The 21814-nt window shown below is 46.2% G+C and carries 17 protein-coding genes; 7 read left to right on the top strand and 10 right to left on the bottom strand.

All coding sequences use genetic code 11. From position 1 onward, the window contains the following. Positions 1-2 precede the first annotated feature (2 nt). From nusA to acs, 7 genes are all read right to left on the bottom strand, one after another. Positions 3-1490: a transcription termination factor NusA gene (gene nusA, locus ABY044_RS00145; RefSeq protein ID WP_373016904.1), complete on the bottom strand. Its 1488-nt coding sequence runs from the start codon at positions 1488-1490 to the stop codon at positions 3-5. A gap of 37 nt (positions 1491-1527) precedes the next feature. Then, positions 1528-1980 (bottom strand): ribosome maturation factor RimP, encoded by a 453-nt coding sequence (rimP, locus tag ABY044_RS00140; RefSeq protein ID WP_373016902.1) that lies wholly within the window; start codon positions 1978-1980, stop codon positions 1528-1530. Positions 1981-2187: 207 nt separating this feature from the next. Continuing rightward, the gene (locus ABY044_RS00135; protein WP_373016900.1) at positions 2188-2829 is read right to left on the bottom strand and encodes a 3'-5' exonuclease; all 642 of its coding nucleotides are present in this window, start codon (positions 2827-2829) and stop codon (positions 2188-2190) included. After that, positions 2829-4688 carry a putative nucleotidyltransferase substrate binding domain-containing protein gene (locus ABY044_RS00130; RefSeq protein ID WP_373016898.1) on the bottom strand — a complete coding sequence of 620 codons (1860 nt, stop codon included), beginning with the start codon at positions 4686-4688 and terminating at the stop codon, positions 2829-2831. The genes ABY044_RS00135 and ABY044_RS00130 overlap by 1 nt, the downstream gene beginning before the upstream one ends. A 135-nt stretch (positions 4689-4823) precedes the next feature. Next, complete coding sequence (locus ABY044_RS00125) at positions 4824-6479, bottom strand: cation acetate symporter (RefSeq protein ID WP_373016896.1); 1656 nt, start codon at positions 6477-6479, stop codon at positions 4824-4826. Continuing rightward, positions 6479-6784, bottom strand: a complete 306-nt coding sequence (locus tag ABY044_RS00120; RefSeq protein ID WP_373016894.1) for a DUF485 domain-containing protein — start codon at positions 6782-6784, stop codon at positions 6479-6481. The genes ABY044_RS00125 and ABY044_RS00120 overlap by 1 nt, the downstream gene beginning before the upstream one ends. Before the next feature lie 332 nt (positions 6785-7116). Further along, positions 7117-9066: an acetate--CoA ligase gene (acs, locus tag ABY044_RS00115; RefSeq protein WP_373016892.1), complete on the bottom strand. Its 1950-nt coding sequence runs from the start codon at positions 9064-9066 to the stop codon at positions 7117-7119. A 266-nt stretch (positions 9067-9332) separates the two neighbouring features. On the opposite strand from acs, the gene thpR reads away from it, so the two are divergent. Then, positions 9333-9905 carry an RNA 2',3'-cyclic phosphodiesterase gene (gene thpR / locus ABY044_RS00110; RefSeq protein ID WP_373016890.1) on the top strand — a complete coding sequence of 191 codons (573 nt, stop codon included), beginning with the start codon at positions 9333-9335 and terminating at the stop codon, positions 9903-9905. An 88-nt stretch (positions 9906-9993) separates the two neighbouring features. On the opposite strand, the gene ABY044_RS00105 is transcribed toward thpR, so the two are convergent. The 3 genes from ABY044_RS00105 to dnaE form a co-directional block, all read right to left on the bottom strand. Next, on the bottom strand, positions 9994-12666 hold the full coding sequence (locus tag ABY044_RS00105) for an ATP-binding protein (protein WP_373016888.1): 2673 nt from the start codon (positions 12664-12666) through the stop codon (positions 9994-9996). Between the two features lie 158 nt (positions 12667-12824). Then, positions 12825-13730, bottom strand: coding sequence for a GGDEF domain-containing protein (locus tag ABY044_RS00100; protein ID WP_373016886.1), 906 nt, complete (start codon positions 13728-13730; stop codon positions 12825-12827). Positions 13731-13737: 7 nt separating this feature from the next. After that, a complete protein-coding gene (gene dnaE / locus ABY044_RS00095) occupies positions 13738-17214 on the bottom strand; it encodes a DNA polymerase III subunit alpha (protein WP_373016884.1) in 3477 nt (1158 codons plus the stop codon). Between the two features lie 126 nt (positions 17215-17340). On the opposite strand from dnaE, the gene aat reads away from it, so the two are divergent. The 6 genes from aat (at position 17341) to ABY044_RS00065 (ending at position 21781) form a co-directional block, all read left to right on the top strand. Continuing rightward, positions 17341-18111 (top strand): leucyl/phenylalanyl-tRNA--protein transferase, encoded by a 771-nt coding sequence (gene aat / locus ABY044_RS00090; protein ID WP_373016882.1) that lies wholly within the window; start codon positions 17341-17343, stop codon positions 18109-18111. A gap of 124 nt (positions 18112-18235) precedes the next feature. After that, a complete protein-coding gene (sdhC, locus tag ABY044_RS00085) occupies positions 18236-18625 on the top strand; it encodes a succinate dehydrogenase, cytochrome b556 subunit (protein ID WP_373016880.1) in 390 nt (129 codons plus the stop codon). Then, complete coding sequence (sdhD, locus tag ABY044_RS00080; RefSeq protein ID WP_373016878.1) at positions 18625-18975, top strand: succinate dehydrogenase, hydrophobic membrane anchor protein; 351 nt, start codon at positions 18625-18627, stop codon at positions 18973-18975. Before sdhC ends, sdhD begins: the two co-directional genes overlap by 1 nt. A 9-nt stretch (positions 18976-18984) precedes the next feature. After that, on the top strand, positions 18985-20781 hold the full coding sequence (gene sdhA / locus ABY044_RS00075; RefSeq protein WP_373016876.1) for a succinate dehydrogenase flavoprotein subunit: 1797 nt from the start codon (positions 18985-18987) through the stop codon (positions 20779-20781). Positions 20782-20802: 21 nt separating this feature from the next. Then, the gene (locus ABY044_RS00070) at positions 20803-21501 is read left to right on the top strand and encodes a succinate dehydrogenase iron-sulfur subunit (protein WP_373016874.1); all 699 of its coding nucleotides are present in this window, start codon (positions 20803-20805) and stop codon (positions 21499-21501) included. Then, a complete protein-coding gene (locus ABY044_RS00065) occupies positions 21494-21781 on the top strand; it encodes a succinate dehydrogenase assembly factor 2 (RefSeq protein ID WP_373016873.1) in 288 nt (95 codons plus the stop codon). The genes ABY044_RS00070 and ABY044_RS00065 overlap by 8 nt, the downstream gene beginning before the upstream one ends. Positions 21782-21814: the final 33 nt, after the last annotated feature.

Here is a 21814-nt window from a genome sequence, read left to right as displayed (position 1 = left end):
CCTTATTCAAACCATGGTGCGCGTGCTTTCAAAATCAACTCACCTGCTGCGGTTTCATCTAAACCAACAAACGCTAATAATTCATCGGTATCTAGCTCTGCTAAATCTTCTTGTGTGATTACGCCGTTAGATGCCAACTGTTTTGCCATCTCAGGCGTCATACCTTCAAGCGCCAACAAATCATCCGCCGGTTCAGCTAAAGCGGCTTTTTCTTCATTCGCAATTGCCTGAGTCAACAACGCATCTTTCGCACGCTGTTTCAATTCGGCAACGATATCTTCGTCAAACCCTTCAACTTCCAACATTTCAGCAGCCGGAACATAGGCAACTTCTTCAAGTGAGGTGAAGCCTTCCGACACCAATACTTCCGCCATATCTTCATCAACGTCCAATGCGTTAACGAAAGTGGCAATCTGATCTTTCGACTCGGTTTCGTGTTTAGCCGCCATGTCCGATTCTGACATCACGTTCAATTCCCAACCGGTCAACTCGGAAGCCAAACGAATGTTTTGTCCGTTTTTACCGATCGCTTGCGACAACTGTTCGTCGATAACCGCTAAATCCATTGTATGGCGATCTTCGTCAACCATGATCGATGAAATCTCGGCCGGCGCCATCGCGTTAATGACAAACTGGGCATCGTTTGCGTTCCACAACACGATATCGATACGCTCGCCGTTCAGTTCGTTCGTCACGGCCTGAACACGACCACCACGCATACCGACACAAGCACCGATAGGATCAAGACGCGGATCGTTGGCACGTACCGCTACTTTCGCACGGAAACCTACATCACGAGCCGCACTCATGATGTCAATCAAGTCATCGCTGATTTCAGGTACTTCAATCTTGAACAATTCGATCAACATCTCTTTACAGGCACGAGACATGAACAATTGAGCGCCGCGAGGACGGTAAGTCACTTCCTGCAAATAAGCACGTACGCGATCACCGATACGGAATGTTTCGCGGTTAATTAATTCGCTACGAGGAATCACGGCATCAACGTTGTCACCCATATCAAGAATGACGTCGCCGCGGTCGATACGCTTAACCTGACCGGTCATGATTTCACCAACACGCTTGCTATACTCTTCAACCACTTTCTTACGTTCTGCTTCACGTACTTTCTGGATGATGACTTGCTTAGCGGTCTGAGCACCGATACGACCGAAATCGATCGACTCCATCGGCTCTTCGATGAATTGCCCGACTTCAATATGCGGATCGACGTCAACTGCGTCCATCTCACGAATGTACCAACCTACGTGATCTTCGATCAAAGCGTCATCTTCGATAACTTCCCAACGACGGAAAGTATTGTAATCACCACTGTGTCGATCAATCTCAACTCGAGCATCCAACTCATCGTTATGACTTCTACGAGTAGCCGTGGCCAAAGCGGTTTCGATCGCTTCAAAAATGATCTCTTTTTCTACACCTTTTTCATTTGCCATGATTTCGACAATGGCTAAAACTTCTTTACTCATTATTCACTCGCTCTAAATAATTTGGATGTCAGTTATATTAAAAATCAACAACTAAATTTGCTTTATCAATCATGTCGAATGGAATTTCATACAGTTCTCCATCCACTTCGACTTCAATTCCTTCATCGCTCACCTTCGTCATCGGTCCGGTAAACTTCTTACGACCCAGGACGGAGGAAACTGTTCTTAAACGCACCTTTTGTCCCTGGTAACGCTTAAAATGCTCCGGCTTGATCAAAGGACGATCCAAGTCTGGAGATGAAACCTCTAGCATATAGGCATTCGTAATAGGGTCTTCCACGTCCAATACCGCGCTCAACTGGCGACTGATATCAGCACAATCATCGACCGTAATGCCCGACTCCTTATCCACAAAAACACGCAGAGTCGAATGACGCCCGGCCGGCATATACTCAATGGCCCAAAGCTCAAACCCCATGGTTTCAATGGTAGGCTTTAATAACTCTTCTAACTTTTTCTCTAAAATCACACAGTTACCCGTTTGTTAGGTTTACCCAATGCAAATAACAAAAAACCCCGTAAAAACGGGGTTTTTAAAAATTTAAGCCGGCGTTTAAAGACATTTAAAACACCTCTTAATCAAAACTTTTAAAAAATCTGCGCAAACAATACACCTTTGAATAAAATTTGTCAAGAAAAATACCTAGTTACGATTCAAAACAAAACCCCATCCAAATCACCTAGTTTGTTGTAATTTAAGAAAAATCAAGGCCGTCATCAATGCATCACTGAACGCGTCGTGCTGTCCTAAATTCGGAATATCCAAACGCTTCAAGATCGAATCGAATTTTAAATCGATATTTGGTTGCGCAATGGAGTGACTCACCTCCCGCAAACGCTTCTGATAATACAGCTCGGATACTTCAATCTGAGAATTGGGCAAACGGATGCCAAGCCAACCCGACACCACTTGATTAACCATCGCCACATCGAACTCCAGATAATACCCAACCAACGGATAACCCTGAATAAAATGCAAAAAGTCATGAATGGCCTCACGCTCCGATTTGACTTCGCCGCCGACCTCGTCGAGATCGACATTACGAATCCGGTGCACGGCAATACTTTCGGGGCTAATCGGACGATCTTGCTCAATCAATAAATTCAAAGCATGACTGGTCAGAATCTGATTCCCTTGTATCTTAATCGCACTCAAAGAAATGATTTTGTCGTTTTTAGGGTTCAGGCCAGTAGTTTCGCAGTCAAAACAGATAAAGACATCATCACGGTCGGGTTCTGAAAACAGAAACTCATAATTACGGTCTTTCAACTTATTAAACTGACGTTTACGCCGCCAGTTTTGCCACCGGGCAAGCATCACATTACCTCATGCAGCTTAAAATGCTTTTGCAACCGACGCTTAAAGTCATCCACCACTGTAAACGCCTGCTTTAACAAGTCCTGCTGCAAATGACTCAAATTCTGAAGATCGATAAAATTATCCAACTCATCATCCTTGCGCCCCTGCATTCGTTGTTGCAACATGGCATCAAGGCGCAAGCCGTGGAAATAATTCAAGGTTTCCCCCAATTCGATACCAAAATCCTGCTCCAAAACACCGGCATCCATTAAAGCCTTAATACGCCAATGCGTATTCGTCTGCCTCAACCCAGCCTCCAACGCATAACAACGCACCCCATGCACAATCGGAAAAATCCCGCTTTTCTTCAGGTCGATCCGTTCTTGTCCGCCACTTTTATCCGTTCGCAAACCACCGAAAAAACCGATCGGGGTTTCGAATTGCAGAGCGGTTTTAGCAAAGTGTCTCAAAAATACGGGATTATCGCGCAAACGCTTAAACAGCACGTCTTGCACTTCAGCAAGCATCGCCTCTTCACCCGTAATGGTCTGCGCATCGTACAAAATGGAAATATACATAAAGCCGTCTTCACTCGGACGATCAAACCAATTTTTTAATTGAGAGGAAAAATCGGCGATCGACTGGCGCCACATCGGATTGGAAACCATGATTTCGCCCTTACACGGCGGAAAACCGATTTCAATCAACGCATGACTAAACTCTTTTGCCGACTGCGCCAATCGGACCTGCTCTTCTTCACTTAATCCGTTAAACAAAATTGCATTATCTTGATCGGTTCTTAAGACCTGTTCAGAACGGCCTTCGCTCCCCATTACCAACAATGTGATTTTGTCTTGAATGGAAGACGGTACATACAAACTAAACAGTTTCGCCATTAACTTACGGTGGAGTTCATTGACCAGCTTGGCGATATAATGGGTTTTGATTCCCTTTCTCTGCAAATTAACCACCAGATCATCAATCTGTTCGGCGACACGTTTGAAATCACCGACACTCTCTGCCTGGTCGATTTTAATCAAAGCCAAACCGGACTGATTCGCAAACAATCCCATTAAATCTTTTTGCGATAAAAATCCGATCAAACCTTCATCGCTACGGACGGCTAAACGATCTATCTGAAATTTCGTCATTTTTAACAACGCATTGAAAAGATAGTCGAATTCATGCACCGTGATCAAAGGGCCGTTGGCAAAATCTTTCAACACTGCGCGCTCATTAAAATCACCCGCCGCGATGATCTTTAAAATATCCGTCGAAGTAACGATGCCGTAATCATAGACCGCTTCCTTAAGGTCAACGACGCAAGCATCCGACTGTACCTCGACCATTCGCTCCACTGCCTGCTGCAAAGTGACGGAACCGTCGAGTAGCACTAACGGCTTAATCGGCGCAGAACAAACCGTATCCATCATCACTTCGGTAGAGGTCATCAGCTGCATCGACTGATGCAGCGCATCCAACTTTTCAACAATGGTAGATTGAAAGTGCTGTTTAAATAACGGTTGCGTCTCTAACAGCTCGGTAAAAACCGCTACCGGTAATCGATAAAGAATCGATTCTTCCAACACTTTGAATTCGCGAACGTCTTGCTCGGCATCGGCACTTAACACCGCCTGCTCGCCGAAATAACTTCTAATCGCGTACTGGGTCACTAAATCGCCTTCCTGATACTCGGCGACTCGCCCTTTGATAATAAAATAAAGAAATGCACTTTCCCGTCGATTCACCTCAACGACCGAATCCACGGGGAAATACACTACATCCATTTGGCTTGCCACTTCCTGTAAGACTGAATTAGACAAACGATCAAACGGCGGGATGCTTTCCAAAAACTGTGACTGTTGCTCTATCGCCATACCAGAACCTTAAAATTGAGAAATGAAACAAAAAAAGGGCTATTACGCTTTGCATAATAGCCCTTTTAACTTCAATCTTTAGGGAAATGTACAAATCTTCGCATCATTGCACACCCCCCTTCAGAATTGCGCCACTTAGTGTTCAGAAGCGCCTTCTGCACCAATTCCCGTTTGAGAACGGATGAACTGTGCTTCGAAGCCTTCAAGATCTTCTTTAGCACGTGCAGACTTATCGGTAATCGAGAAGAACCAGATACCGACAAATGCAATCACAACCGTAAACAACGCAGGGAACTTGTAAGGTACGATCGCTTCACCCATTCCTAGGATTTGCGTCCATACAACCGGTCCAAGGACAACCATGACTACCGCAGAGATCAGACCTAACCAACCACCGATTACGGCACCGCGAGTCGTCATCTTGCTCCAGAACATAGACATGATCAATACCGGGAAGTTAGCAGATGCTGCAATCGTGAAGGCCAACGCGACAACGAATGCGATGTTCTGATCTTTAAATCCGATACCGAACAAGATTGCCAAACCACCGATAACCAAGGTTGCGATTTTAGCCACTTTGGTTTCTTGCGCTTCAGTTGCGTTAGGGTTAACCACGTTTGCATAGATATCGTGAGAAAGTGCAGAAGCACCCGCTAACGTCAACCCGGAAACAACCGCCAGGATGGTTGCAAAAGCAACCGCTGAAATGAAGCCTAGGAACCAGTCACCACCAACAACGCTCGACAAGTGGATCGCAGCCATGTTGTTACCACCGACCAACTTAGCACCGTCGAAGTACTCGGCACCGACAATCAAAGCAACCGCACCGAAACCGATGATGAATGCAAGGATATAGAAGTAACCGATGAAACCAGTTGCATAGAATACAGATTTACGTGCTTCTTTCGCATCCGGAACCGTAAAGAATCGCATCAGGATGTGCGGAAGACCAGCTGTACCGAACATCAAAGCAATACCTAATGAGATCGCGTTAATCGGATCGGAAACGAAACCGCCTGAATATAGAATATTCATGTCGCCGCCACGGTTTTCAACCGCAGTCTTAAACAGAGTTTCAAAACTGAAGCCCATTTGATACATAACCGCCACGGCAATAAATGTCGCACCGGAAAGTAATAGAACCGCTTTGATGATCTGTACCCAAGTTGTCGCCAACATACCACCGAATGAAACATAAGCGATGATCAAGATACCAACCATGACTACCGCATAGTTGAAATCCAAACCGAACAATAGTTCGATCAATTTACCGGCACCCACCATCTGGGCGATCAAGTAAAGGATAACAACCGCAACCCCACCAAATGCCGCAAGAACACGGATTGGAGTCTGTTTGAAACGGTAAGCAGCAACATCGGCAAACGTATATTTACCAAGGTTACGTAGACGCTCAGACATCAAGAACAGGATGATCGGCCAACCGACAAGGAAACCGATTGCGAAAATCAACCCGTCATACCCTTTAAGGTAAACCATACCGGTAATACCCAGGAATGATGCCGCAGACATATAGTCACCGGCAATCGCCAAACCGTTCTGAAAACCGGTGATACCGCCACCAGCTGCATAGAAGTCTTTAGCGGATTTAGTACGTTGAGCCGCCCAATAAGTGATGTAAAGCGTTAAACCGACGAATACCACGAACATAGAGATCGCAGCCCAGTTAGTCACTTTTTCGGCAGGTGCCGCAACATCTATTCCTGAAGCGATTGCAATTGGAGCAACTGCTAAAGCCAATAGGCCAAATAATGCCTTTTTAAACATACTCATTATTCAACCTCTTTCTTGATTTGTGCCGTTAGTTCGTCAAAATCCGAATTGGCTTTGCGTACGTAATAACCAGTCAACAAGAAGGCGAAAATAATGATACCAACACCTACCGGGAAACCGATCGATACATAACTACCACTTACGATCGTGGTAAAGAATGCCGGGTCGAACGCCAACAATAAAATATAACCGTAGTAAACCACCAGCATGGCAATCGAAAGTTTCCAGGCTAAACCTGTACGCTCTTTAACCAGCTGTTGATACTGCGGAAGATTCTTAATCTTCTCAATCTTAGCTTGATCCAAAACTACTCTCCTCTGAGATTTTCTCTGTAAATTCGGCTTTTGCTCCCACAAAAAGCCTCCCTATTATGTAGGTACTACACCCAAACCTGAAATAAGAATTACTTATTCAAGACAAAATATATTTGGGGGCGAAAGTTTAACATTTTTAATTGCAAATATTGGCACATTAGCACCCGCAATCCCCCTATTTAAGCGCATTCTTCTTTTATCCCAAAGAAATCAAGTCGTTAAACAAAAAAACCCAAACCGGGCTGAGCTGTCCGGTTTGGGTTTCAGTTGATTTTCGGGCGGTTATCAAAGACCACCCTAACCTTCTTTTGCCAATAAAACGATTATTTATTCTGGAACTGTTCCAAAATAGATGGATCTTCTAGAGTAGAAGTATCCTGAGTAATCTGCTCACCTTTGGCAATCGTTCTCAATAGGCGACGCATAATCTTTCCTGAACGCGTTTTCGGCAAGTTAGTACCGAAACGGATATCGTCCGGTTTTGCAATCGGGCCGATTTCCTGAGAGACCCAGTTACGCAATTCTTGAATCAAAGCATTACGCTCTTCACCGTCCGGAATATCTACGTTCAGCACCACAAACGCGGCTACCGCTTCCCCTTTAACATCATGAGGACGTCCTACAACCGCCGCTTCCGCCACTTTAGGGTGAGAAACCAATGCAGATTCAATTTCCATGGTTCCCAAACGGTGACCGGAAACGTTCAAGACATCATCGACACGTCCCAGAATCCAGAAATATCCGTCCGCATCCTTATGCGCACTGTCGCCCACCACATAGAAAGGCTTACCTTTCAGCGGGAAGTATGTATCGCGGTAACGTTGTTCGTCACCCCAAATATTACGAATCATTGATGGCCACGGCTTCTTAATCACCAACAGACCACCGTCGTTGTTTTCAAGCTCGTTACCTTCTTCATCCAAGATTGCTGCATCGATACCAGGCAGAGGTAGAGTACAAGAGCCCGGCTTTAACGGTGTAACAGGGAAAGGCGCGATCATGTGTGCACCGGTTTCCGTCTGCCACCAAGTATCGATGATAGGACATTCTCCGCGGCCGATTACCTCGTGATACCACATCCAGGCTTCCGGATTGATCGGCTCACCGACCGTTCCAAGAATTCTTAGTTTTGAAAGATCATATTGTTTAGGCAGGTCGGCACCGAACTTCATCAAAGCACGAATCGCTGTCGGAGCTGTGTAGAAAACAGTTACACCGTGATCTTGACATACTTGCCAGAAACGGCCCGCATCCGGATAAGTCGGAACACCTTCGAACATCAACATGGTCGCACCGACTGAAAGCGGTCCGTATGCCACGTAGCTGTGACCTGTGATCCAGCCCACATCGGCCGTACACCAAAATACATCGTTATCGTTTAGGTCAAACATCCATTCGTTCGTTAGATGTGCATTCAGAAGGTAACCACCGGAACTGTGCTGAACCCCTTTAGGCTTACCGGTAGAACCGGAAGTATAAAGCAAGAACAACGGGTGTTCGGAATCGACCGGCACCGGCTCGTGATAGTTGCTCATTCCCGCTTCCGCATCCATCCAGTCGATGTCGCGCCCTTCCATCATCGGTACATCGTCGTCGGTACGCTTATAAACAATCACCTTTTTCACTTGTTCGCAATCGTGCTCAAGCGCCTTATCGACCGCAGTTTTCAAAGGAATCGACTTTCCGCCGCGACGACTGCCGTTTGTGGTGATAACCAATTTAGCACCGGCATCCACGATACGGTCACGTAAGGCTTCAGCCGAAAAACCACCGAATACGACTGAGTGAATCGCACCGATGCGGGCACAAGCCTGCATGGCAATGACCGCCTGAGGAATCATCGGCATGTAAATTACAACACGATCACCCTTGGTGATGCCTTGCGCCGTCAGAGTATTCGCAAAACGACATACCTGATCATGTAATTCTTTATAAGTGTGATGCTCTACGTCGCCTTGATCACCTTCAAAAATAATCGCCAGCTTGTCGCTCTTAGTGTTCAAGTGGCGATCGATACAGTTATAAGAAACGTTTAACTCGCCGTCTGAAAACCACTTATAATGCGGCGCATTACTTTCATCCAAACCAACCGTAAAAGGCTTGGTCCACGTCAGCTTTTCTTTCGCCAAACCTGACCAGAATCCAACGTAGTCAGCAGCGGCATCCGCTCGCATTTTCGCCAGTTTTTCTTCGGTAATCGCAACGCTCGATTTAATGGCGTCACTTGGCTGGAATACTCGGCTCTCTGTTAAGATCGACTCGATATTAGACATGGATACACTCTCTTTTATTTGTATTTTTTACAGGAATTCGGGGATGTGCTTTATGTAAGCATTAATGTGCAAGAAGTTTACCCTCCTGAACCGGAAAGTTAAAGCTTCTGGCCTTAATTTTCTTATAATAAAATCTTATAGGCGCTCATCCGGCAATGAAATCAAACCTGAATGAGGTCCCTGCAAGCTAAAAGCGGAGGATACTTCTTATTTGATCGCCCAAAGACATTCCAATCAGACCGGTTTATACGACAGGACTAATATACATGCGTGCTTTCATTGCAATTCCCATCGATGCGAATACCACTAAGAAACTAACGGAAATCACAAGCCGGTTAAAAAACACGGATTGGGGAGAAAAAATAATCTGGTTTCCAGAAGAAAATTATCACCTAACCTTGCACTTTCTTGGCGGCAAACTGGAACCGGAAAAAGTTCATGCGATAGGGAAAGCCATGTCCGGCTGGTTTGCCGAAGGCATGAGTTTCTTCGAAGCCGAGATTCAACAAATCCGTTTATTTCCAAGCGAACTTCACCCACATAGTATCGTCGCTTCACTTGATGCCACTTTATTGCTGCAGTATCTTGTACGCGAGATTCAGGAACAGCTTAAACCTTTCGGCCTAAGCAAAGCCAAACAGGCGTTTCGCCCCCATATCAGCCTGGGTCGGATACCTAAAACCCTTGAAATCGAAAATATTCATTTCTCAAAAGAGTTACACCACTTAGATGACGTATGGTTGACCGTCGATCAAATCACCCTTTATCAAAGTGAATTAACCGATCACTCCCCCATTTATACACCATTACAGAGTATATGGCTGGAACGTTATAGTTAAAAAGGTAACCAACAGACGCGCCGGTTACAGACTTGAAAGCAAACCACGATCAAAGACCTTAAGCCTTAGGAAATCAATTCAAACGCACTTATTCCTGACTTAATAAAGCAATGACCTCAGCCACATTAATCGGCTTGGTCAGATATCGATCGAAACCGATTTCCAACCCTCTATCGACATCTTCAATCATGGCATTCGCCGTCAGAGCATAAAATACAGTTCCGTTCTCTCGCAATTCAGGAAGCTGTTTCAGCAAAGGCAATAATTCATCCCCATTCATACCTGGCAGGTTGATATCAATAAACATAATGTCTGGCACGATCTTTTTGGCCTCTTCCAAACCTAGTTCGGCGGTATTAGCAACCGTCAGAGACACACCGTCCAACGTTTCGACAATGTCTTCCATCAAGCCAATATTCGAAGGGTTATCCTCGATATAAAGCACTTTTTTATAATCCACTTTTTCGACGAAAGGCGTCGATGTCGTGTCATGGCTAAACTCATTCAAAATGGTATTACTCAACTCACGATTAACGGCCTGTTCCCGATCGATCAACGGAAAAGCGAACCAAAAATCGGAGCCGATGCCTTGTTCGCTCTCCACTCCGATCTCGCCCCCTTGCCTTTCAACCAAGTCTTTGGCAATGCTCAAGCCGATCCCGCTTCCTTCGATATTCGAATTCTCATGACCCAACCGGTTGAATGGTTCGAACAACCGCTTCAACTCTTTACGGGGAATCCCCAAACCGGTATCTTTTACATGAATGCGAATCCAACCTGCACCGTCTTTATCAAACGTCTCCACATACACATAAATCTCGCCCTGATCTTTATTGTATTTGATGCCGTTACTTAAAAAGTTCAGCAACACTTGCTTAATACGAGTGTAATCCGCATTGATGAAGTGATCTAAGTTATCGCCGTTAGTGCAATGTAATTTAATCTGTTTTTGCTTTGCCAAAGCCTCGACCATATGTAAGGCATCCACAATCAACTCTTTAAGATTAACCGGCTCCAAACTCATATCCAGATTACCGGATTCTATCTTAGCCAATTCAAGAATGTCGTTAATCAACAATAATAAATGACGGCCACTCCTGGTGATATTTTGCAATTGCGATTTCTGCTTTTCGGATAAATTAGAGAATTCCAACAACTGCGCAAAACCGATAATCGAGTTTAATGGCGTTCTAAGTTCATGACTCATACTCGATAAAAACTGGGATTTTGCCTGATTGGCTTTTTCCGCAACTTCCTTGGCGGTCTGCAAAGACTCTTTCAACTCAATCAACTGGGTAATATCTTCCTGAATCGAAAGATAATCGGTCACTTCACCGTTCAAATTGGCGATCGGCAGGATATTAACCGTCACGAAATAAGCCGAACCGTCTTTAGCGCGATTCTTGATTTGTCCCTTCCAAGGCCGTTTACTTTCGATCGTCATCCACATATCTTTAAACAACTCGGGAGACATATCCGGATGACGAACCAAATTATGCGACTTCCCGATTAATTCTTTCGAGCTGTAGCCGCTGATGCGCTCAAAAGGTTGATTCACATACACGATCTTGCCGTACAAATCGGTTTTGGAAACAATTAGAGAACTATCAATCGCTTGTTGTTGATATTGCAACGAATGGATCAGGTCTTCGGTCTGACGCAACAGGATATTGAACTGTTCGGATAGACGGCCGATCTCGTCATCGCTATTGATTTTTACGGAGGTACTGTACTCTTTACTTGAATTGACCTTTTTAATCGTTTTTTCAAACACCGCCAATGGGCGGATCACACTGCGTTTCATCACCATCAGCAACAGACCCGATACCGACAGAGTACTCAGTAAAATAGCGCCGAGAATATAAATGGCATCAACATTTCTCTGCCAGACTCTTGCGTAATAAACATCCAATGGAATTGAAACCGCGTGCACGGCCAAAATATGATTGCCGTAATCTAAAATCGGCTGGGTATAAACCAATCGATCATTCAAGAAATAAAGATTATCGGTTCGAATCTGCTTTTGAATAAACACGAATCCAGCCATTGGCGAAGCGTCGAAATAATGAGCTTTTCCAATGGTAAACTCCCGCCCGTCGGAATCAATTTGATTCGACTTGGAGGAAAAGAGCGCGTAGTCCACCTGATGCGCATGAAACGATTCGACCACGCTGCGTAAACCTTGTGAAATAGCCACGAAACCGATCACTTCCGACTCATCATCCAAGGAATAAATCGGCTGAATATTGATGACACGAAAATGACTCGCCGCCCCACCGATATTAATCCCGGAGATTGCTTGTCCGGTTTCAACCGCTCGTTTCACTAAATCGTGTTCGGTTAGATCCTGATTATAACTGTCGAGTTCAAAGGTTTTTACTAAAGAGCGGCCGTCAGCCGTGATGATGTGAGCTTGAATATTTTTAAAACGGGTTTTTTGTGCATACTCTCGATTGATCAATTGCAGTTCGGAAATAATGGGAGCGCGCTCTTCAAACAGCAATGCATTCCTGATAACCGTATTTTGCGCATAGGCAATTGCAATGGAATCGCCGATATCGATTTTCTGTTTGATCTGTTCGTTTAAGACTCGGGATTCTTGTTCAATGAAATTTTGCCTGACGATGTCTTCATGATATTGATTGAGGATCATGATCAATGGAAAACTTAACACGACCAAGCCGAGCAAAGTAGCGATCGAAACCCATAAAGGGGTTTTCAATAAAGTCGAGTTTTTTAAATGCACTTTCGGTACGTTCAATCTCTACCCCCTACACTCCATTAGGAAACAATACCCATAGCCGACTGATGAAACGTGACAACCAGCGGATATAATAACCTGACTTGTCTTAATGATTTAATGCATTTTTCAACCATTAACATGCTTATAAGCGTCCATCCCTGCTGAATTAACCAAAACTAATCCGTTTTCGCCTGCTCAACCAAACAACGCTGCGCAGAACACACCCGGTTTCTTCCGGCAGACTTAGCTTCGTAAAGGGCCACATCTGCAGCGTAAAACATCGCTCTAGGCGTCGATTTATACCCCGATACACCAATGCTCACCGTTAATGAAAGCAAGTGCTCGGAAAACTGCTGTTCGCTCAAGGTCTTTCTAAACTCTTCACAACGTGCATTCACTGCATCGATATCTGTGGAATTAAATAAAACGCCGAACTCTTCTCCGCCTAAACGGGCAACGCTAAGCACATCGGAAAACTGCTTTTTCAAACAATCCGCAACCATTTTAATCGCATCGTCACCCACCAAATGACCGTATTGATCGTTAATCTGCTTGAAATAATCAATATCGATAATAGCCATACTCATGGAAGAACGAACGGCATTCGCTTCCAGTTGGCGCTGAAATTCGCGACGGTTACTCAACCCCGTTAGAGAATCGGTACTCGCTTCTTCCTGTAGTTCGATTTCAACCCGTTTCTTCTCTGTAATGTCGCGAATAATCCCAAAAGCCCAGCGTCTTTGCTCTACCTCAAAAGCCGTCAAACTTAATTCAACCCAGATTTCGGTTCCGTCTTTTCTTAAAGCTTCTATCTCGACGATTCGGCCCAGGGCATTACCCTGTCCACTATCCTGAAATTGTTGAAATGCTCTATTCGAAATAGCTCGATGCCGTTCGGGGGCAATATAATCATGCATATTCTTACCGACCATAAAATCCGAAGAATAGCCGAATAGCTTTTCTGCCGCTGCATTCCAGAAATAGACCTGACTATTCGAGTCGACAATGACAATCGCATCATGCGAAGCATTAATCACCGCCTCGTAGATCGACTGATCCAGCAGTTTCTCATGATTGCTCATATACTTCTCACATCACCACTTCCGGTCGCCATCCTTGGGACCTAAGGGCTTCAATAAGTTCGTCATCAGGGAAATAGACCACTCCGTCGGCCGTTTTCATCTGTACGTTAGCCAGCTGATTTTTATAATCGACCACAATCGGCAACCCGCTATCACGCTGATAAGCACCTAGCAACACCTTAAGTTCCTGAATCCGATTCATATCCGTGGAAGCTTCGTCGACAAACAATTTCAAAGCACGCGCTTTTTCGATTCGTGCTTCGGCAAGACTTACGACCTGTTCGGCATCGAGTTTAATACCGCCGTTAAAGGTATCTTCACTTACCTCGCCGTAAATCATTACGACCATATCTTCTTTTATATGATCCTTAATCGATTCAAATACGGCCGGACGCATCACCACTTCCAAACGTGCGGTTTTATCGTCAATCGCCATAAAGCCCATACGGTCTCCGCGCTTAGTGATTTTAGCCCGTAAACCGACCACCAATCCGGCTGCCCATTTCTTCTGCCATTTTTCGGGTCTTAAACTGGCTAACGAAGCGCCCACCAATTGATCAAGTTCTTCTTTATAGATATCGATCGGATGACCGGTCACGTACAACCCCAAAGTCTCTTTTTCGCCCTTAAGACGCAACTTTTCGGTCATTTCCGGCACATCAAGCAATTGAGTACTTCCGGTCTCTTCAACCGACAACATTTCACCGAATAAATCGTGCTGTCCCAGCTCTTCGTTTTTCTGCTGCTGCTCGGCTTGCTTTAAAGCCATCGGAACACTTTCAAGCATTGCATTACGATTGTCATGCAAACAATCCATAGCACCGCAACGAATCAAGGCTTCCAACATTCGACGATTAATTTTCTTACCAACCCGCAAGCAGAAATCGAACAGGTCTTTGAAGTCGCCGTTGGTGCGGCGCTCTTCAATCATTCCTTCCAGGGCGGCTTCACCCACCCCCTTAATCGCACCCAAGCCGTAATTAACGGTACGTTGCCCGAACGGTTTGAAATGCACATCGCCGGTATTGACGTTAGGCGCCAGCACTTCCAAGCCCATCGCATAACACTCATTGACCATATGCACGACCTTGTCGGTGTTATCCATATCGGACGATATCTGTGCCGCCATGAATTCAGCAGGATAATGGGTTTTCAGCCAGGCGGACTGATACGAAACCAACGCGTACGCCGCCGAGTGGGATTTGTTGAAACCGTAACCCGCGAACTTCTCAACCAAATCGAATATCTTCATCGCCAGGTCGCCGTCGACACCGATGCTGATCGCCCCGTCTTTAAATACCGAGCGCTGTTTCGCCATCTCTTCCGGCTTTTTCTTACCCATCGCACGACGCAGCATATCGGCTCCGCCCAGCGTGTAGCCGGCAAGAACCTGAGCAATCTGCATAACTTGCTCCTGGTAAAGAATAACCCCGTAGGTCGGCTCTAGAATCGGTTGCAGCGATTCGTGCTGATATTGCGGATCCGGATAGGAGACCTTCTCTTTACCGTGCTTACGGGCGATGAAGTTATCCACCATCCCCGATTCCAACGGACCCGGACGGAACAAGGCAACCAAAGCGATGATATCTTCGAAACAGTCCGGTCTCAGACGTACGATCAGGTTCTGCATCCCGCTGGATTCCAGCTGGAAAACCCCGGTGGTCTTACCGGTTTTGATCAGGTCGAAAGTAGCCACATCATCCAGCGGAATACGGGCGATATCGACAAACCCTTCATCGCCCGGCTGTTTGTTTTCGTTGATCGACTGTAACGCCCAGTCGATGATCGTCAAGGTTCTCAAGCCCAAGAAGTCGAATTTGACCAGACCGGCGGTTTCAACATCGTTTTTATCAAGTTGAGTAACGACACTGCTGCCGTCCGGTTCGCACAATACAGGACAGAAATGATCCAGAGGCTTCGGCCCGATGACCACCCCACCCGCGTGCTTACCGGTGTTACGAACCGTCCCTTCTAACTTGAGCGCAAGCTCCAGTAGCTGACGTGCATCTTCGTCATTGTCGCGCTTGGCCTGCAGGTCTTCCTCTTTTTCGATCGCGTCCTTGAGCTTGATCCCCAGTTCGTTAGGAATCAGCTTGGCGATACCGTCGACCACACCGTAACCGAGCCCCAAAACACGCCCCACGTCACGCACAACCGCTTTCGCCGCCATGGTACCGAACGTCACGATCTGGGAGACGTGATCCCGTCCGTAATGACGAGAAACGTAGTCAATGACCTCGTCTCGTCGATCCATACAGAAGTCGACGTCGAAATCGGGCATGGATACACGTTCCGGATTCAGGAAACGCTCGAAAAGCAGGTCGTATTGAATTGGATCCAGATCGGTAATTTTAAGAGCGTAAGCCACCAAGGAACCCGCACCGGAACCACGTCCCGGTCCGACCGGAATCTGGTGATTCTTACCCCATTGAATAAAGTCGGCAACGATCAGGAAGTAACCCGGGAATCCCATCTGCAGGATAATGTCGAGTTCGAACTTGATACGCGCATAGTACTCTTCTTTCTTGGCCGCATAGGCGTCCGCATCCAAGTGGCCGAACAGGAACTGCAATCGCTCCTCAAGCCCTTTATGACTCTCCTCGACAAAATACTGATCCATCGTCATACCTTCCGGCACCGGGAAATCCGGCAGGAAATAGGTACCCAAGGTCAAATTCAAAGAACAACGTTTAGCGATCTCTACAGTGTTTTCGATCGCTTCCGGCAAATCGTCAAACAGAGCGACCATCTCTTCGCTGCTTCTGAAATATTGTTCTTCCGAATATCGTTTCGGACGGTTCGGATCTTCCAAAACATAACCGTCATGGATACACACCCGAACCTCATGCGCCTCAAAATCCTCAGCAGAAGCAAAACGTACATCATTGGTGGCCACTACCGGTACTTGGTAACGCTGAGCGACTTCGACCGCTCCTACGATATAGGCTTCTTCACCGTCGCGACCGGTACGAACCAACTCCAAATAGAAGCGATCCGGGAAATTCGCATGCCACCACTTCATTCGGGTCGCAACCAAATTCGGCTTTTCCGCTAGGATCGCAGAACCGATATCCCCTTCGCGCCCTCCCGAAAGTACAATCAAACCCTCGTTATATTCAGTCAGCCACTCACGCTTGATCAAAGCGACCATGTCATTTTGAAATAACTTTTGATTCTTCAAGTAACCCATTGAAATTAAATGGGAAAGATTTAAATATCCCTGCTCATTCTGACACAGCAAGACGCACTTGAATACGGATTCATCATTGTCCTCGACCCACACTTCCGAACCGATAATCGGCTTTACTCCGGCGCCAATTGCAGCGTTATAAAATTTAACCAATGCAAACAGGTTGGACTGATCCGTCAAAGCGATCGCAGGCTGTCCGCCTTTCTGAGCCAGACTCACCAGCGGCTTAATACCCAATGTACTATCTACAACGGAATATTCTGAGTGGACATGTAAATGAACAAATGAAGTCATAAAATACTTAACAAACCGAATCGAACGTGAATAAAATGAATTGTGATATTCTACCGTCTCACCCCATAAGATTGGATAAAAAGATTCCAGAAATATCATTCTGCAACTTCAATATAACTGTTAACTATGACTAAAATGCCTTTTTGGCTTGACCCCAAGCCCGTTGTTTTTCCACCCACCCATCTTGCCTTGTCAGACCCCGACGGCCTGCTTGCCATGGGCGGTGCACTTACACAGGAATGGATACTCCAAGCCTATTCGAAAGGAATTTTTCCATGGTTCAATCCGGACGAACCCATCCTATGGTGGAGTCCTAACCCACGTAGCGTTCTTTTTATTGAAGACCTTAAAATTCGTCGCAGCTTGCGTAAAACGATCAAAAAATTAGCGAACATGCCGGAGTTCAAAGTAACGCTCGATCGTAATTTCGTTGACGTCATGCAGAATTGCGCATCCATCGAACGCAAAGATCAGGCCGGAACCTGGATCACAGACGAAATGCTGCACGCTTACACAAAGCTCCATCAAAACGGCCACGCCCATTCCGTCGAAGTCTGGATGAACGACAAATTAGTCGGCGGACTTTATGGAATCGCGATCGGAAAAATGTTCTTTGGCGAATCCATGTTCGCCAAAACCACCGACGCTTCAAAAATTGCCTTGGTGGCGCTTGCCATGCAATTAAAAGCCTGGGGCTTTACCATGATCGACACTCAGATAAAGACTGAACATCTGAAAAGCATGGGGGCCGGCCTTATTTCTCGCACGGTTTTCGAAGCCCTATTGCAACAACAGATTCAACAACCTTTTGAAGCGAAAACCTGGCAAATGGAGATCGATTGGATTGCCGCTGCAGTGGCACATAGCTACTATCAAAACGCCATCAATGAAGCTTGATCCGTTTAGGCAAAACATCACTTTTAAGCCGATCAAAAACTTTATCGCCCGCCACTGTCGCCGGCGATGATTTTTGCAGTAAAATGAATCTATCTGCTATGAAAGCATATTAAAGGTAATTGCCATGTATCAGCATCCGGGTAAACGACCGATCTACCTTAGCTTATGGAAGTTTCATTTTCCGTTGAATGCATGGTTATCCGCCGGACACCGTATCAGCGGCATGTTGTTATTCATCTCTCTGCTTGGCTATCTCGCACTGTTCAACCTGATTATCCTAAACGACAACGTTACCCTGGAAAGCATTCGAGACCACTGCTTTATCCGTTGTTTAAATTCGATATTCTGGACCTCGTTGAGTTACCACTGGCTAACCGGATTGCGCCACCTTTTGGCAGAACACTTCACCCGCGCCGACGCCTACCAAAAGATCAACAGTCATTCTGTAAGTTTGCTACTTCTAAGCTTATGGGCTCTGTTAAGTGTATTTATCTTTATACAGGCATGGTCATAATGAATTTAAATTCTCTCAGCGGAAAAAAAGCCCATATATGGCAACGCTTCAGTGCCGTGTATTTATTGATTTACATTCCCTTATTGGCTTGGCAAGTCCTGACATTTCCCGAGCATGAAAGCATGAAACACCTTAGTCGCACCTTGATTCTGCCTCAATATCTATTCCCAAGTTTAGGTGCCCTATTTTTAATCGGCATCCACAGCTGGATAGGATTACGCGACATCCTGATAGACTACACACCGCGTGAACGAACGTTATATTGGCTCTGGGGGTTACGCTGGCTACTTATTGTAATCAGCCTTGATTTACTCTGGCTACTTGTATTGTTTTTCATGCCTCATCACTAAGGGAATCGCATGACAAATTTCACCCCATCACCCGATTCGCTTAAAACCGAACACTTTGATGCGCTTGTCGTCGGTGCCGGTGGCGCCGGTATGCGTGCCGCTTTGGCATTGACCGAACAGGGACATAAAATCGCCATGATTTCCAAAGTATTCCCAACGCGTTCGCATACGGTAGCCGCTCAAGGTGGAATAAACGCCGCTTTAGGCAACGTCACGCCCGATCAATGGCAATGGCACATGTACGACACCATCAAAGGCAGTGACTACCTGGGCGATCAGGATGCCATCGAATTCATGTGCCAGGAAGCTTCGGAAATCGTTCGTGAACTAGAGCATTTCGGCGTTCCCTTTTCGCGCTTGGACAACGGTAAAATCTATCAACGGGCATTTGGCGGACAAAGCCAGAACTTCGGCGAAGAGCAGGCTTATCGAACCTGCGCCGCAGCCGACCGAACCGGCCACGCTATACTGCAATCGCTTTATCAGCAGAATCTACGTGCCGGAACCACCATCTTCGAAGAATTTTATGCACTGGATTTGATCAAAAACCGCGACGGTGAAATCGGCGGCTTACTGATCATGAACATCCAGACCGGCGAATACCAAATTTTAGAAAGCGAATTTGTACTACTGGCTACCGGCGGTGCAGGTCAGGTTTTCCGCAACAACACCAACGCCAGCATCAATACCGGTGACGGCCTGGGAATGGTTTTGCGTGCCGGTCTGCCATTACAGGACATGGAGTTTTGGCAGTTTCACCCGACCGGCGTTGCCGGCAAGGGTATGTTGATTTCCGAAGCGGTTCGCGGTGAGGGAGGCGTTTTACGAAATGCTTCCGGCGAGGCGTTCATGCAGCATTATGCACCGCACGTCAAAGACTTAGCCTCACGCGACGTGGTTGCACGGGCCATCGCCATTGAAGTCCAGGAAGGACGCGGATGCGGACCCGATGAGGATTATGTCCTGCTTGATTTAACCCATTTACCGGATGACATCATCAAACACCGTTTACCCGGAATCCGCGATATCAGCTTAACCTTTCTCGGAATTGATCCGGCAAACACGCCCATGCCTGTTTTTCCTACCTGTCATTACATGATGGGAGGGATTCCCACCGACCTTACAGGCCAAGTTATTTCTCCCGACGAGAACGGTAGGCAACAAACGGTCAAAGGTTTATTCGCGATTGGAGAATGTGCCTGCGTGTCGGTTCACGGCGCAAACAGACTGGGCGGCAACTCACTTCTCGACATTATCGTATTCGGCCGCAAAGCGGCGCAAACCATCAGTCAACAACTTCAGACCCTAGAAAAACAATCAAACTCGGAACTGAATTTAAACCCTCTTCTTGATCGTATACACTGCTGGCAGAAACCGGCCAAAACAAACAATCAAACCGCTTCGGTCGGAACCATTAAAAACCGCCTGCAAATCATTATGGAAAAAGGTTGCGGCGTGTTTCGCACGGAAGAAAGCATGCGCCAGGCATTGCAGCAACTTGAACAGCTTAAGCGGCAACTTGACGAAGCAACCTTATTAGATCATAGCCATATCTTCAACCTGGAACGTCTTGCCGCCTACGAATTGGAAAACCTTATGGGAATCGCCTTTGCCACGGTTCATTCCGCATTGGCACGTCAGGAAAGCCGTGGCGCCCATTCACGAATCGATTACGAGGATCGCGACGACGAACAGTGGCTAAAACACACTTTGTACTTTTCTAACGAACACCAACTGCAGTACAAAGCAGTCAACCTACAACCTAAAAACCATCCGGGCTTCACACCCAAAGCACGTATTTATTAAGGGCAACGGAGGTCAATTAAGATGGAATTCATAATCAGTCGTTACAATCCTGAAACCGACTCGGAACCATACGATCAGCAATTTCATCTGAGTGATGCTGAAATCACTACGGACATGATGCTATTAGAAGCCTTACACAAAATTCGCCAGCAAGATCCCAGCTTAAGTTTCCGCTTTTCTTGCCAGGAAGGGGTATGCGGGTCGGACGGCATGAATGTTAACGGCCGCAACTGCCTTAGCTGCATCACCCCGCTCTCCTCGCTCGAATCGCCGATTGTGATCAAACCGCTGCCCGGCTTGCCTATCATCAAAGACCTGATCATAGATATGGAGCTGTTCTATAAACACTACCGGGAAGTGCAGCCCTACTTACAAACGACGGAACTCAACCCCGAACTCGAGCACCTGCAGACTCCGGAACAACGCGAGCAACTGGATGGCGCCTACGAATGTATCTTATGCGGCTGCTGTTCGACAAGTTGTCCGTCTTTCTGGTGGAATCCGGATGAATTTCTGGGGCCGGCCGCGCTACTTGCCGCAAACCGTTTCGTCATCGATTCACGCGACATTGAAACTAAAGAACGTTTGCAACAATTGGACGATCCGATGAAAACTTTTCGCTGTCGACACATCCAAAACTGTACGGCGGCTTGTCCGAAAGGATTGAATCCAAGTCGAGCGATTCAAGAACTGAAATCGATGATTGTCAAAAATGAATGATTCTCTTATTTCAAATGACGAACAGACTTGGCTGAAACGCATGCAGTTCCTATGCAAGCGCGGAAACCTGGAAACCGAACTTCTGTTGAGTGCTTTCGTACCGACACTGGAAAACGCTCCGCGGGAAAAGAAACTTCAATTTGAAAGTTTGCTACAGGAATCAGACCAGAACCTCTTTAACTGGTTACTGGCAATCCAAACGCCGACTACGGCCTCAGGCCATATCCCCGAGCATTATCAGGCCATAATCAATGAAATCCGTAACAATTATTTGATTTAAAAACAATAAATTGGTATAATCCGCGCAAATTTT

Source organism: Thiomicrorhabdus sp. (assembly GCF_041583835.1).
GTDB lineage: Bacteria > Pseudomonadota > Gammaproteobacteria > Thiomicrospirales > Thiomicrospiraceae > Thiomicrorhabdus.
This window is presented reverse-complemented; position numbering and strand designations above follow the sequence as displayed.

Bases quoted from the DNA above. Each gene is read 5' to 3' on its own strand.
- aat (WP_373016882.1), top strand. From the start codon at position 17,341: ATGACTAAAATGCCTTTTTGGCTTGACCCCAAGCCCGTTGTTTTTCCA.
- ABY044_RS00070 (WP_373016874.1), top strand. From the start codon at position 20,803: ATGGAATTCATAATCAGTCGTTACAATCCTGAAACCGACTCGGAACCA.
- ABY044_RS00130 (WP_373016898.1), bottom strand. From the start codon at position 4,688: ATGGCGATAGAGCAACAGTCACAGTTTTTGGAAAGCATCCCGCCGTTT.
- acs (WP_373016892.1), bottom strand. From the start codon at position 9,066: ATGTCTAATATCGAGTCGATCTTAACAGAGAGCCGAGTATTCCAGCCA.
- ABY044_RS00065 (WP_373016873.1), top strand. From the start codon at position 21,494: ATGAATGATTCTCTTATTTCAAATGACGAACAGACTTGGCTGAAACGC.
- dnaE (WP_373016884.1), bottom strand. From the start codon at position 17,214: ATGACTTCATTTGTTCATTTACATGTCCACTCAGAATATTCCGTTGTA.
- sdhC (WP_373016880.1), top strand. From the start codon at position 18,236: ATGTATCAGCATCCGGGTAAACGACCGATCTACCTTAGCTTATGGAAG.
- ABY044_RS00135 (WP_373016900.1), bottom strand. From the start codon at position 2,829: ATGCTTGCCCGGTGGCAAAACTGGCGGCGTAAACGTCAGTTTAATAAG.
- ABY044_RS00125 (WP_373016896.1), bottom strand. From the start codon at position 6,479: ATGAGTATGTTTAAAAAGGCATTATTTGGCCTATTGGCTTTAGCAGTT.
- sdhA (WP_373016876.1), top strand. From the start codon at position 18,985: ATGACAAATTTCACCCCATCACCCGATTCGCTTAAAACCGAACACTTT.
- ABY044_RS00100 (WP_373016886.1), bottom strand. From the start codon at position 13,730: ATGAGCAATCATGAGAAACTGCTGGATCAGTCGATCTACGAGGCGGTG.
- nusA (WP_373016904.1), bottom strand. From the start codon at position 1,490: ATGAGTAAAGAAGTTTTAGCCATTGTCGAAATCATGGCAAATGAAAAA.
- sdhD (WP_373016878.1), top strand. From the start codon at position 18,625: ATGAATTTAAATTCTCTCAGCGGAAAAAAAGCCCATATATGGCAACGC.
- thpR (WP_373016890.1), top strand. From the start codon at position 9,333: ATGCGTGCTTTCATTGCAATTCCCATCGATGCGAATACCACTAAGAAA.